Annotated in this window: 15 protein-coding genes; 10 read left to right on the top strand and 5 right to left on the bottom strand. The window is 47.9% G+C overall.

Annotated features, from left to right (window positions below):
• The coding region (locus tag G459_RS0111960) for an integrase core domain-containing protein (RefSeq protein ID WP_026967865.1) at positions 1-286 on the top strand (286 nt) is incomplete at its 5' end.
• Positions 287-617: 331 nt separating this feature from the next.
• On the opposite strand, the gene G459_RS0111955 is transcribed toward G459_RS0111960, so the two are convergent.
• Both G459_RS0111955 and G459_RS0111950 read right to left on the bottom strand, forming a co-directional pair.
• Positions 618-1,577: an ABC transporter ATP-binding protein gene (locus G459_RS0111955; protein ID WP_026967864.1), complete on the bottom strand. Its 960-nt coding sequence runs from the start codon at positions 1,575-1,577 to the stop codon at positions 618-620.
• Between the two features lie 409 nt (positions 1,578-1,986).
• Positions 1,987-2,334 (bottom strand): MmcQ/YjbR family DNA-binding protein, encoded by a 348-nt coding sequence (locus G459_RS0111950; protein ID WP_026967863.1) that lies wholly within the window; start codon positions 2,332-2,334, stop codon positions 1,987-1,989.
• 272 nt (positions 2,335-2,606) lie between these two features.
• Here G459_RS0111950 and G459_RS0111945 point away from each other — a divergent pair, with 272 nt between their 5' ends.
• The 3 genes from G459_RS0111945 to tssD all read left to right on the top strand — a co-directional run bounded on the left by G459_RS0111945 (position 2,607) and on the right by tssD (position 5,300).
• A complete protein-coding gene (locus G459_RS0111945) occupies positions 2,607-3,218 on the top strand; it encodes a transposase (RefSeq protein ID WP_026967862.1) in 612 nt (203 codons plus the stop codon).
• A 193-nt stretch (positions 3,219-3,411) separates the two neighbouring features.
• A complete protein-coding gene (locus G459_RS27350; protein WP_051315185.1) occupies positions 3,412-4,281 on the top strand; it encodes a TlpA family protein disulfide reductase in 870 nt (289 codons plus the stop codon).
• Between the two features lie 527 nt (positions 4,282-4,808).
• Positions 4,809-5,300, top strand: a complete 492-nt coding sequence (gene tssD / locus G459_RS0111930; protein WP_026967861.1) for a type VI secretion system tube protein TssD — start codon at positions 4,809-4,811, stop codon at positions 5,298-5,300.
• 148 nt (positions 5,301-5,448) lie between these two features.
• On the opposite strand, the gene G459_RS0111925 is transcribed toward tssD, so the two are convergent.
• Positions 5,449-5,841, bottom strand: coding sequence for a GNAT family N-acetyltransferase (locus G459_RS0111925; protein WP_245588174.1), 393 nt, complete (start codon positions 5,839-5,841; stop codon positions 5,449-5,451).
• 287 nt (positions 5,842-6,128) lie between these two features.
• On the opposite strand from G459_RS0111925, the gene G459_RS0111920 reads away from it, so the two are divergent.
• From G459_RS0111920 to G459_RS0111910, 3 genes are all read left to right on the top strand, one after another.
• On the top strand, positions 6,129-6,707 hold the full coding sequence (locus G459_RS0111920; RefSeq protein WP_026967859.1) for a Crp/Fnr family transcriptional regulator: 579 nt from the start codon (positions 6,129-6,131) through the stop codon (positions 6,705-6,707).
• 210 nt (positions 6,708-6,917) lie between these two features.
• Positions 6,918-7,742, top strand: coding sequence for a 4,5-DOPA-extradiol-dioxygenase (ygiD, locus tag G459_RS0111915; RefSeq protein WP_051315187.1), 825 nt, complete (start codon positions 6,918-6,920; stop codon positions 7,740-7,742).
• Positions 7,743-7,779: 37 nt separating this feature from the next.
• A complete protein-coding gene (locus G459_RS0111910; RefSeq protein WP_026967857.1) occupies positions 7,780-8,625 on the top strand; it encodes an SDR family oxidoreductase in 846 nt (281 codons plus the stop codon).
• Between the two features lie 176 nt (positions 8,626-8,801).
• On the opposite strand, the gene G459_RS0111905 is transcribed toward G459_RS0111910, so the two are convergent.
• Entirely contained in the window at positions 8,802-9,548 is a 747-nt protein-coding gene (locus G459_RS0111905; protein WP_157373323.1) for a hypothetical protein, read from the bottom strand.
• A 53-nt stretch (positions 9,549-9,601) separates the two neighbouring features.
• Positions 9,602-10,216 (bottom strand): hypothetical protein, encoded by a 615-nt coding sequence (locus G459_RS0111900; protein ID WP_157373322.1) that lies wholly within the window; start codon positions 10,214-10,216, stop codon positions 9,602-9,604.
• A 347-nt stretch (positions 10,217-10,563) separates the two neighbouring features.
• On the opposite strand from G459_RS0111900, the gene G459_RS0111895 reads away from it, so the two are divergent.
• The 3 genes from G459_RS0111895 to G459_RS0111880 all read left to right on the top strand — a co-directional run bounded on the left by G459_RS0111895 (position 10,564) and on the right by G459_RS0111880 (position 13,004).
• Positions 10,564-11,565 (top strand): amidohydrolase family protein, encoded by a 1,002-nt coding sequence (locus G459_RS0111895; protein WP_026967854.1) that lies wholly within the window; start codon positions 10,564-10,566, stop codon positions 11,563-11,565.
• A gap of 365 nt (positions 11,566-11,930) precedes the next feature.
• Positions 11,931-12,350: a GreA/GreB family elongation factor gene (locus G459_RS0111885; protein WP_245588173.1), complete on the top strand. Its 420-nt coding sequence runs from the start codon at positions 11,931-11,933 to the stop codon at positions 12,348-12,350.
• Between the two features lie 33 nt (positions 12,351-12,383).
• On the top strand, positions 12,384-13,004 hold the full coding sequence (locus tag G459_RS0111880) for a hypothetical protein (RefSeq protein WP_026967851.1): 621 nt from the start codon (positions 12,384-12,386) through the stop codon (positions 13,002-13,004).
• The last annotated feature ends 66 nt before the right edge of the window (positions 13,005-13,070 follow it).

Below are 13,070 nucleotides of genomic sequence, written 5' to 3'. Positions count from 1 at the left end.
CCATAATATTGCGATCAGCATGACCGAAAACGGAGATCCGTTGGAAAATGCATTGGCTGAACGGATCAATGGAATTATCAAAGGAGAATACCTGGATTGCTATGAAGTAAATTCCATACAAGAGGCAAACGAGTTGCTTTCCCACGTTGTCAACCTCTACAACCAAGAACGACCTCATATGAGTATAGGAAACAAAACACCTGAGGAAATCCACCAAACCAATCAAAAAACAGATCGGTTGTGGAAAAACTACTATGCCAAAAATCGTACACTTGTAAACCTATAAAAGGACGAACCAAAAACAGTCAATCAGTATCAGGATTTAAACTATAACCTGTAAACTGTTTTTAGGACGAGTCATTTTTAAACCAATCCCCCTAACCCCCTTTTCAAGGGGGAATCAGGTCAACGGGTACTCCAATCCTGAAAGAGAAGAATCAAGGTTAAGGAGGAAAAAAAATTCAGAATTATTGGAAATAGTTCTGAGGTTCCGATTGCGCAACTCCCCCTTTCCTAAAGGGGGTCGGGGGGATTTATCTCAAATTTCAATATCAAACATCGAATGTTGAATTTCGAATAATGAAGAGTCTTGAGGCCAATTTTTCAATCTTCCAACTCTAACTCCTCAAAACCAACACCCGCTCCTCATCGAAATGCAGGTAAACCCGGTCTCCGATGTGATACTTGCGGGCGGGATCATCGACTTCCCAGATTTCGCTACCGTTCTTGAGCTTCACCAACAGTGAATTGTAATGCACCAAAAACCGCTGATCAATCACATGACCGAGGACTTCCCCCTTGGTGCGGAGACGCACATCTGACGGACGGATATAGCTGTCAAACCGGTCCGGAATCAGATTGATCGGGGAAAAAAGCCGCGCCACATACCGGGTCTTCGGATGCTCGCAGAGATCCTGTGAATTTCCTTTTTGGATGACCTTGCCCTTTTGCAGGATCAGGACCGAATCGGTCAACCGCAGCGCATCGTCCAGATCATGCGTCACAAAGATCACCGTCGTGCCGGATTCCCGCAGCACCTCCTTGAGCTCGAGGATCAACTTGTGCTTTTGGATGGTGTCGAGATGACTGAAGGGCTCATCCAGGAGTAAAACCTCCGGCTCCACGGCCAAAGCCTGCGCAATTGCCACCTTCTGCTGCTGTCCACCGCTCAACTGTCGCGGCAGACGGTCCTTGTACTTCTCCAGTCCCAGCTGCTCCAGCAGCCTTTTCATCCGAAGCTTCTTGTATTCGGGATCAAAATTCATCAGCGGACGCGAGATGTTTTCCTCCACCGTCGCATTGGGAAAGAGGTGGTAATCCTGATGAATCAGCTTAATCTCATCGTATCCGGCCACGAGCTTTTGCTTGGGATTTTGGATCTGCATGTCACCCAACCAGACCTCTCCGCTGCTTTGGGTCATCAGTCCGGCAGCGATCCGCAGTAGCGTACTCTTGCCTGAACCGCTTTCTCCTACGATCGAGAGGAATTGACCTTTTGCCAATTCCAAAGAGAAGGGATGCAGGGCCGTCTGTGATTCGTAGGATTTGGATACTTGGCGGATGGAGAAGAAAGGCATTTTTTCAGTATTCAGTGAGCAGTCTCAGTAGGCAGTAGCCGACATTCGATGTTCGATATTAATTGAAAAATTCTGAAAGGTTGAAAAATTGGGAGATTCTCTAAGGTTGAAAAATTTGAAAATTGAAAGATTGAAAAATTGGCCACAAACGAAACTTCATCATTCAATATTTAATTGAACAAGTGGGAAGTTGGCGTTGTCGCCCTGAGCGAACTCGAAGGGTTAAAACGTGGTAAAGTTCACCTTTGTCTTGGACCTTTCCATCTTCAAAGACTTCGTAACTCGTAAATCGTAATTCGTAAATTTTCCAAAGAGAAACCTAACTATCCCTAATCTCCTCACCTCGCCCGAAGGCCTCGTAATTCGTATTTCGTAAATCGTAATTCCCCAGACTGCTCACTGCAAACTGCTACTCCAAACTATCCCTCACTTTCTTCGGCAGCGAATCCCGAATCAGCTGATAGCTGTCTCTTGCCAACTCCAGGATCAGCGTATCCGGTACATTCCCATGCGTGCTGACCGAGTTCCAGAGTGTCTTATTCATGTGATAACCCGGTGTGATTCCCGGATACTGCTCCCGCAGCTCGACCGCCCGCTCGGGATCGCACTTGAGATTGACGTAGGGGAAGTTATCGATATCCATCAGCGCAAAGATCTTCCCGCCCACCCGAAATACCAGCGTGGTTGGGCCAAAGGGCGTATCCTCCGTCACATGCGGAAGGGCAAGGCAATAGTCGCGGAAGTATTCTAAAGTCATGTTGAGGTTGGAAGTTGGAGGTTGGAAGTAGGATGTGGGGTGCTGGATGGCTGGAGCAATCCCTCCAAATTTCAGAATTCCCGATAGAAAGACAAGAAAACGAAACTCAAATTAAAATAAATGCAGGAAACTAGGAGAATGGTTTGGTAAAAGGCCAGTCCAAGATTAAATTGACTAAGGATTTTTGAGTAGTGGATTCCAGCCAACAAGGACAAGGAAGAGAATCCTGATTACATCAAAGATTAGATTGACCTGGATAAATTTTCTGCCTAATGTCCGAGAAATTCAAAGGGAAATATCGAAGCGAATCAGCCCGAAAGCAAGATTGGGATTATGGAAGTGATGCAGCCTATTTCATTACCTTTTTTACAAAGGATCGACAACACTTTTTCGGTGAAATACAGAAAGGAAAAATTCAGGTTTCTCCTGCCGGTGCCATAGCAGAGGTGCTATGGTTTGAAATTAAAAACCATGCAAAAAATATCGAATTGGGGGAATATGTCGTGATGCCAAATCACGTACATGGGATTTTGATTTTGAATGGGAACAACGTCGTAGGGACAGGGCATGCCCTGTCCCTACCGCATGACGTGGGAATAACGCATGACGTGGGAATAACGCATGACGTAGGGACAACGCATGCGTTGTCCCTACCCACCCCCGGCCAACAACGGTTTCAAAATCAGGGAAATAATACCATTTCATCGATTATAGGATCGTACAAATCTGCCGTTACCAAATCCTGTAATCGATTGGGATTACCATTTGCATGGCAAACACGGTTTCATGACCACATCATCCGAAATGATGAATCATTTCAGCGAATTTCAGAATACATCAAAAACAATCCTGCCAATTGGAAGGATGATGGATTTTTCTCTTAAAAAAACATCAAATACCCCCTTCTCAACGCACTCTGTCTTTTTGAGTCTTGGAATTCAGGATGATGCTGGCTGGGATTTGCAATTCCTCCCCTCCTATCCTTGTCAATTACCTGTTTTTCATATAAATACTTTATCTCTTATATTGTAGTTCATAACTCTGACTTTTTGCAAACCATGAGACAATTCCAAACCCATGAGAAACCATCAGCCCCTTTTCATCTTAGTTCTTCTGGCAGCCCTGTTTTCTTGTGGGGGAAAGTCGGAGGACAGCGCCGTCACCGGCAAGGCCGCGAGCCTTGATCCCAACGTGGACGTCAAGACACTTCAAACCGACTTTATGAAGTGGTGGACGTACCATTCCCGCACGATTTCTCTTTCATCGGACTTCGTGGGGATGGATGAGCTTTCGGGCACGATTGGGAAGAAGCAGTTTCTGGAAAAATTGGGTACGGGCAAGTACATTCCGGTCAGGCTGGCCTCTGACAAGAAGCCAGAGACTTACCAACTTTTCAAGCTTGAGGGATCAGCCCACAAGGACATTGCTCCCACGATTGAAAATCAATCGCTGATCAACCTGAAGCATTTCAACATGGAGGGAACGGCCTTTCCTGAGTTTGACTTGACCGATCTTGCGGGGAATCACTACACCAATCAAAGTACAAAGGGCAAGACCCTGATCCTGAAGACTTGGTTTATCGCCTGCAAACCCTGTTTAGAAGAGATGCCCATGCTGAACGAACTGGTCGGGAAGTACAGCACGCGGGATGACCTGGTCTTCATCAGTCTGGCTTTGGATTCCCAATCTGAATTGGAGGAATTCTTAAAGAAGAGGGAGTTTGACTATCAGGTAGTCGCGTCACAAAAGGAGCTGATCCAGGGGAAACTGGACTTGCAGCTCTACCCCACCCATCTGATCATTAATCAAGATGGATCTATTGCAAAAGTCGTCACCAAAGCCTCGGAGATGATCTCGTATCTGGAAGGGGAGACGGAACTGGCCGAAAACAATCAATCGCTACCACCACCTCCGCCGCCATCACCCTCGCCAACTACACCAAAGTAAAAGCCAAGCAACCTTTCTGGACGTTGGGTCTTTTTGTATAACCGTTGATACTTTTGACTCGGACGTTGAGTCTTTTTGTATAACCGTTGATACTTTTAGCTCGGACGTTGAGTCTTTTTATATGAACGTTGATACTTTTTACTCGGACTTTGAGTCTTTTTGTATGAACGCTGATACTTTTAGCTCGGGCGTTGAGTCTTTTTATATGAACGTTGATACTTTTTACTCGGACGTTGAGTCTTTTTATATGAACGTTGATACTTTTTACTCGGACGTTGAGTCTTTTTGTATAAACGTTGATACTTTTTACTCGGACGTTGAGTCTTTTAGCTGTAATAGTTCTATCCCAGATCGGAAAAGTTCAACAAACTCACCAAACCGAATCGCTGCCTTTCCCATCATTAAACCCAGCACTGCCCAAAACAGCCTGACTTACAGCAGGAAACACAAAAGTTTTGAGAAAATAATATTGCCAAGGGTGCTTTTTTTGGAGATGCCTTTTTTATCTTAAGTGTAAAAAAACGCTTATGGCACTTAGCAGTTACCTCATCGTACAAGGACAAAACCAGGGAGCAATCAGAGGAGGAAGTATCCAAAGAGGGCGGGAAGGCTGGATAGAGATTGTCGCCTACAACCATGAAATCATGTCGGCTTACGACCCTTCCAGCGGATTGGCTACCGGCAAAAGACTGCACCACCCGCTGACCGTGGTGAAGGAGATTGACCAGAGCACTATCCCGTTATTTCAGGCATTGATCCAAAATGAAATACTGACCACGGTGGAACTGAAGAATTTTACCCCAAACAAGTTGGGAACAGCCGGTGGCTCGGCGAAGGAGATGCTTGCATACAGCATCACTTTAACCAACGCACGAATCGTGGGAATCAAAAGCGCCATGCTGAACAACAAAAACCCGGAACTCACTCGCTATGAGCGCACGGAAGAGCTATCCTTTGTGTATGAACAAATTGAATTCCACTGGTATCTTGGAAACAGAAGTGTAGCAGATAACTGGTAATGCACTTTTGATGGGCCTCGCTGTCTGCCGTTCTTCTACATACATGAGCTGCGGTGCAGGTGATACGGTTAGTCGCAATGATTTGCAGGACCGACGGCATCTTTTTCAAGGAGTCAACAAGGCAATTCGCTACCGATGATCATTGTCTCTACTGTTTTCTATAAACCCATTCCCAAACTTCCCCATCATCGGGATCCTGCACTGTTCCGGAAAATTCAAATCCATTCTTCTCCAGGATCTTGGTTGAGAAATTGTTTTCAGGAAGCGTCCGGGCGGTGATCTTTACGCTTGGATCAGACTTTTGAGCCAGGAGGACGAGTTGCCGACAGATAGCTGCTCCGACTCCCCGCTGCCTAAAAGGCTCAAAAGTGCCGTAGGCGATCTCCACGGCGCCGTTGACAGGTTGACCTTTAAATCCTCCCGTGCCCGTCAGTTCTCCTTCTTCAAAAGAAAAATACCCGATCCAAGGCGGGCTGAAACCGATTTTTTCATAGTAATCCTCCATCATCTGACAAATCGGTGCAGCCGATGCATCAGCCATGAAGCGGGGATTTTCATCAACTGTTCGGGATATTGGAAGGAGTTCCATCAAGGGATCAAGGTGAGGTGCTTGGTGTTAAAGGCCAGAGATTCAATAAAAGTCCACACTTAAAAGCTGATAATCAACCTGTTTTTTCCAGGTCTACTAGCCGGCTCGTTCCTCGAAAGATAGCTTCAAGTCAGGAGCTCTCTTGATAAAATATAGAGGCCTCCACTTCCACGGAATTTACAGCCTCCTGACGTACCCCAATTCGGGAATCTTTCCGTCTCAGTTTTGTTTCTAGACCGATGACTATACCCGACCACAAGTTGATCTACTACATCCAACGATGGGTGGAACTGAATGAAGCTGAAGAAAGCCTGATCTTGGATGCATTCGAGCCGATTGCCGTCAAAAAGAAGAAGGATCTTCTGGTGCCGGGTGACGTCTGTCGCTATGTCTATTTCATCGCCTCCGGAGCAGTCAGATCCTACCACGTGGACGAAAAGGGAGTAGAACACATCTTCCAGCTCAGCCTGGAAAACAGCTGGATCAGTGATCTGGAGAGCTTTTTCTCCCAAAAACCCTCTAATTATTACATCGAATCCATCGAGCCCTCTACCCTGTTGCGGATTTCCTACGAGCGGCTGGAAACGCTCTACGCTGAAGTTCCCAAGTTGGAGCGCTACTTCCGGATCTTGTTTCAGAGAGCCTATCTCAATGCGCTTCAACGGCTCAATTCCACCATGTGGGACACGGCTGAGGAGCGATACAATGACATGATCAAGGAAAACTGTTCCATCCTGCAGCGCGTCCCCCAGACCTACATTGCTTCCTACCTCGGCATCACGCCCGAGAGCCTGAGTCGCATCCGCAAGAAGAAGTAAGGCTGCATCCCTCCTCCGAATCTTACCCAAGATCAACCCAATTTCTTAACCTACATCAAGGGTATGGAGTATTAGGCAGGTCTACCTTTGTATCGTGATCTATCTACGACGGTCATCCGGGAGTGATATCCTATCCATTCCTCAGCTGTCATGAACCGAAACTCATTTCTTAAATCGCTAGCACTGATCGCTGCGTCAACTTATGGAGCCATGAACTTATCCAGCTTAAAATCCATCTTAGGTCCTTTGGAAAACACCCCAAAGATGCCGGTGCTTTTCCTGGGACACGGCAGCCCGATGAATGCCATCGAAGAGAATCAGTTTGTGAAAGGATTCAGAAACGTCTCCGCCCAGATCGAGATACCCAAGGCGGTTCTGGTGGTGTCGGCACATTGGGAGACGAGAGGCACTCAGGTGACAGCGATGAAAAACCCGAAGACGATTCACGACTTTGGGGGATTTCCGCCTGCGCTCTACCAAGTGCAGTACCCTGCCCCCGGCATGCCTGAGCTGGCAGCCGAGATCAAGTCGTCTGTCCACTCGACCGACATTCATCTGGACGATCAGTGGGGTCTGGATCACGGAGCTTGGACGGTCATCCGCCACATGTATCCTGACGCAAATATCCCCGTGGTGCAGCTCAGTCTGGACTATTACAAGACACCTCAGGAGCACTATGAGCTAGCCAAAGAACTGAGCCGCTTGCGAGAGAAAGGCATCCTGATCGTCGGCAGCGGCAATGTCGTCCACAACCTCCGCATGGTTCACTGGCAAAAACTCAACGAACCCTACGGATACGACTGGGCGATAGAGGCCAACGACAAGATCAAGGCGGACATCCTGAGCGGAAATCACGAGGACCTCATCCACTACTCCAGACTTGGGAAGGCGTTCGAACTGGCCATTCCCACACCGGAGCATTACCTCCCGCTTCTCTACACACTGGCGCTGCAGGACAAAGACGAACCGGTCAGTCTCTTCAACGACGAGCCGCTCGGAGGCTCCCTGACCATGACCTCAGTCAAGATCGGATAACAATCAATTGAAATAACTACCACTAAATTTTAGCACAATGAAAATCGCAGTAACAGGCGCCTCGGGCCAATTGGGAAATCTGGTCATCGCCGAATTAAAAAACAAAGTAGCTTCTGAAGGTGTAGTCGCACTGGTGAGAAATCCTGAAAAAGTAACCGGTCTGGGCACTGAAGTCCGCGTCTTTGACTACAGCAAGCCGGAAACTTTGGCGGCAAGCCTGGAAGGGATCGACCGTCTTCTCCTCATCTCCAGCAGCGAGGTCGGCAAACGGACTGAGCAACATTCCAATGTCATCCAAGCCGCCAAAGAGGCCGGCGTGAGATGGATTGTCTACACCAGCCTGCTTCATGCGACAGATTCTTCAATCAGCCTTGCCGGTGAGCACGTGGCAACGGAGCAAGCGCTCAAAGAATCGGGGATCCCCCATACCATCCTCCGCAACGGTTGGTACACCGAAAACCAAGCAGGATCCATCTCAGGTGCGCTGGATGCGGGAGCTTTGGTGGGCAGCGCAGGTGCCGGAAAGATCTCAGCAGCTGCCCGTCGGGACTATGCCGAAGCAGCAGCAGCAGTCCTTCTGGACGAGAAGCATATTGGAAAAGTCTATGAACTGGCGGGTGACGAAGCCTATACGCTGACCGATTTCGCAGCAGAGATCAGCAAAAACAGCGGGAAGAATATCCCCTACACCGACCTGCCCGAGACGGAATATGCAAACATCCTGAAGAGTGTGGGATTGCCGGGCGGACTGGCTGAAGCGATTGCAAGTTGGGATACCGGTATGGCCAAAGGCGACCTCTACGATGACTCCAAACAACTGTCACAGCTGATCGGCAGACCGACCACTCCAATGGCCGGAACCGTCAAAGAAGCAATGCAGTAACCAGTACAACTTAACACACCTGATTTTACAAAAAGGCAGAACCGATGGTTTTGTCTTTTTGCTTTTACACTCCTGACAAAAAAAATAGCACCGGAAGAATCCTCCGATGCTATCTGAATAATACCCGACAAGCGGAAGCTGTCGGAACCTTACCCGTCAAAATTCAGCACTTTCGATCAATTGTTTTTGAATTCTCCGTTTTTGAAGACCAGGGCTTCTTTGATGTTTGCTTTGATCGCCGCATAGGCTTCGGCATTTCCGTCCTCATCGTTAGGGCCGACTTCGATCAGCCCATCACTGTTGCCATCTGCCACCAGGGACGGAGCTACACCTTCGAGAAACTTGTCCATGTATAGCGTCAGCAAAAGATTCTGCGCACCATTCACTTCCAGTCCCTTATTAAACTGCATACTCACCTCGTCTTCGAGATCGAGGTACATCACGGCTGGAATATCAAACCAAGTCGCCTTAGTAATCACCGAATAGCCGTACATCTCATCCGTCTCGGGCACGTCAGCGGCTTTGACCAAGTCAAAATCCACCTTGCCATAGATTTCGTTAGCGACCATGCTACTCGCCAACGGAGCCACCAGGACCTGACCATCCTTGACCAAGGTAACGGTCATCGGCTGGTTGGTTTTGATGTGGGCGATATCGGGCTTCTTGCTATCCTCACTTTTTGTCCTCAGGTGCATCTTGATGTTATCCACCGAGATTCGCACATCCGTGATGGCGATATTGCCATAGATCAGGCTGTTGGTACGTGCATTGGGACTTTCCTCACTGTTGCCGACTGTGGCAGAGATAGTCACTTCACTTTCCCCTAAGACCGGTTGATCGTCATTGTTCTCCGTACAAGAGATAAGCATTGCAGCGGCAGAACTTGCCAGGAAGATAGACTTCCAACTTTTCATTGTTTTCATGGTAGATAGTTTTGGTTAGTAAATGGTTGAATTTTGACTTGTATTGCTGATTTTTAATTCGTTACAGGAGCTTTGTCAGTCCACTCGAGATTGGAAAAGACCCCCTCGGTCACCTCAATCTCAGTCCCGTTGTATTGATCTTTGGCTTTGAAATAAAAAGTCCCCGAGAGTTTCTTTTGGAGTGTATCAAACTCCGTCACCGTCAGACTCATCAGGTCTGCATGGTTGGAGCTCGCCTTATACTTCGCCTCATCGGAATTGACCGAAGTCCTTTCCTCCACTCCTCCCATCGCGCCCTGAAAGTCTCCGATGATACTTTCATCATAGTTCCATTCCGTCAGCGTCGTGCCGGGCTGGATATCTGCCAGGGAGTGGCCGCCAATCTTGAAGCCCACTGCCAAAGCTCCTCCTCCATCGTACTGACTGACTCCGACGACAGTCAATAGAAAAGTGTCGCCCTCGCGCTCCATCTCCGCCACAATAAAATCCATCGCAGCGATGCTCTTGTTGCCGGCTGCCGCAAACTCCTCTCCGTTGACCTTGCAGGTGATTTTTCCCTTTTCATCACTTTCCGGAAAGGTATCCTGTATCAGATCGCAGCCTCCAAAAACTGAAAGGAGCCCAATCAAAAAAACAGGTCTAAAAAAAGGGTTAGAAAAGATTTTCATGGGCTCCATTTTAAATTTTAGGTTCAAAAAAGGTTCGACACGCTGATGATTTTAGATGCAAACCTCCTCAATTCGACCGGCTGAGACACACTCCAAAACTGTAGAATCTTTGCCTCAATGCCGCTCTGAGATCAGTAAAGCGCCTTTTTGCAGCGTGATACTTGATTAAAGTTCATATCCTGTGCTAGTCTTCGATCCTCTTTTATGAAAAAGCAGGTTCGGAGATCCTCTCCCCTAAAAAGCTTCGACGATCTAGATATCTACTCCTCTATTGTCTCTTTTTGGATAAATAGAATTTCTCATTTACTTTGGCGAAGCAAATCTTGCCTAGACTTCAACGCCAACCCATGAAACCTATCTTTTCCCATCTCTCTTGGAAGAGTTTCCTTGTACTTCCGATCCTGATTTTCCAGGCGACAACGGGCATGGCCCAAGACAAACCGAAAGCCAAGCCCATCATCGATGTGCATGTCCATGCGATGAAAGTCAATCCTGCCTTTGCTTCCGATATGTGTCCGTGGTTTCTGAGCAGCATGCCTGGAAGCATCCCGGGTCAGCCAGGTCCTTCCTTTATCTCCACCGACTGCGCACATCCGCTGAAAGCCGCCAAGTCCGACGAGGAGTTTCAGCAGAAGCTGATGGAAACTGCCGAGCGGCTCAACATCACCTTTGTGGCCAGCGGTGATGCAGAGATCTTACATCGCTGGAAAAAAGCGGCCCCAGATCGTGTGATCCCCTCCATCGGAATCTCCCAGGGCATGAGTGTCCAGGCATTTGAGGATTCACTGAGCAATGGATTTTACCAAGTCATGGGTGAGATCGCTCCCCAGTATCAGGGAATGTCGCCAGCAGATCCATCGCTGGATGAGTATTTTGCCGTGGCTGAGAAACTCGGCATCCCGGTTGGCATCCACATGGGCACTGGCGGGAATGGGATGGCAAATCTCTCCTCTCCTAAATATCGGGCGTCGATGGGCAGACCTTTCCTACTGGAAGATGTCCTGGCCAAGCATCCCAATCTGAAGATCTGGGTCATGCATGCCGGCTATCCGATGATCGACGAGATGATCGCTCTGATGGGAGCCAATGCCTACGTGTATGTGGATTTGGCAGGATTTATCTGGAGCTATCCACTCGAGGAAATCCACATGTACCTGAGAAGACTGGTGCAGGCCGGATTTGGAAAGCGGATTCTCTATGGCACGGATCTGATGATGTGGCCGGAGCTTCTGGAGACTTCCATCGGCGTCATCGAAAACGCAAACTACCTAAGCGAAGACCAGAAGCGGGATATCTTCTTCAACAATGCCATCCGATTCTTCAACTGGGATCCCAAAAAATTTGAGTAAACTCAACCCTCAATTACTGTTACCCTATCTATCCCGCGGCCCACGTACCTGTGGGCCGCTTTTTTCCAGTCCCATCCCAAAACCCACCCCCGGTCCCCGCTTCTGGAACCTTTTGCCTTCAGGCTTCGTCATACACTTGTCCAAGGCGAATACTTTGCCTATTTTAGACTCCATATGATCCTCTCTTACAACATCCCCCTTACCGGACTTTTGGTAGCTGATGGCACTAGTTGCCGTGCAGCGCAGGGGATGCTTGTGTCTCATAGCAAGGCCTTTATCAGCTAACCCTCCGTTGGGTACTTAAACGGAGGGCTTTTTACCCGTCTTTTTTCTATGTCCACCCACCTTTGGTAATTCCCCCAGAGGTGAAAATCTATTTACACACTACTGATATGCAACCGATTATCTCAACTACTGACTATAAAACGATCTATTCCCTGATCCATGATATGCCCGCTTCCCAGCGTACCAAAGAAATGGGTCAGCTGCAAAAAGAACTCAATACAGCCAAGAAAGTGCCTGACGACACGATCGAAGCAAACGTTATTCGCCTCAATTCTTATTTTGAAGTGATGGATGTCGCTACCGGAAAAACACTTCAACTCAGTCTGGTCATGCCAAAAGCAGCCGACCTAAGTCAGCAAAAAATCTCGATATTGAGTCCTCTTGGCGTAGCGTTGATTGGCTTCAGTGAAGGGATGCTGGTCGAATGGATGCTTCCCGGCGGACTCAAAAAACTCCAGATCCTGAAAGTCGTCAATGATACAGCGCCAGTAAAGATTTAACCAACCGGATCACAACCCAAAACTCCTTTGATTATGAAATGGACGTACAGTATTCCCAGAAAAACGGGCACGGCTCTATTACTGTTGACCGTGCTGGTGTTGGTTTTAGCAAACAATCTCAGAGATCGCTCAAACTCCGAGCGGCTGAAAACTGCCTTCGAGTCTATCTATGAAGACCGGCTGATGGTGGAGAGCTACATCCTCCGACTGTCGGAAGAACTGCACCAAATCCAGGAAATATTGGAGAATCCAGTCGTCCGTCAAACCGAAAACCTCCAAAGGAAACTGTCGGAAATCGAGCAAATCAATCTCCTCTATCTGAACACTGAGCTAACCAAAGCTGAGGAGATGCATTTTGAGCATTTCGAAAAACTCACTTGGGAGCTCGACAAAGCGCTGCTAGACGGCAAGATCGAAGGCGCCAACTCGAAGATTGAGGAAGCGCTGATGGATCTTCGCCTTCTGTCGGAAATCCAGATCAGCGAAGGTCAATCGCTCTTGACACAATCGCAGCAGCTTTTCAAGTCCAGTTCGATCAGTTCGCAGTTTGAAATCTGCCTGGTGATCATCCTCGGATTGATGGTTCAGGGAATCCTGTTCGCTTCCAAGACACTCCAGAAGCAGAATTCTATCTCAACTGAAAATCTGAATTAAATCTTATTTAAGAACCTTTGAAAGCCTGTTTTTCAAAGGTTTTTTTTGTGAAAGTTTTTTACCTCC

Source organism: Algoriphagus terrigena DSM 22685, from assembly GCF_000429445.1.
GTDB lineage: Bacteria > Bacteroidota > Bacteroidia > Cytophagales > Cyclobacteriaceae > Algoriphagus > Algoriphagus terrigena.
Note: the sequence above shows the minus strand (reverse complement) of the source record. Positions and strands in the feature narration are given on the sequence as shown.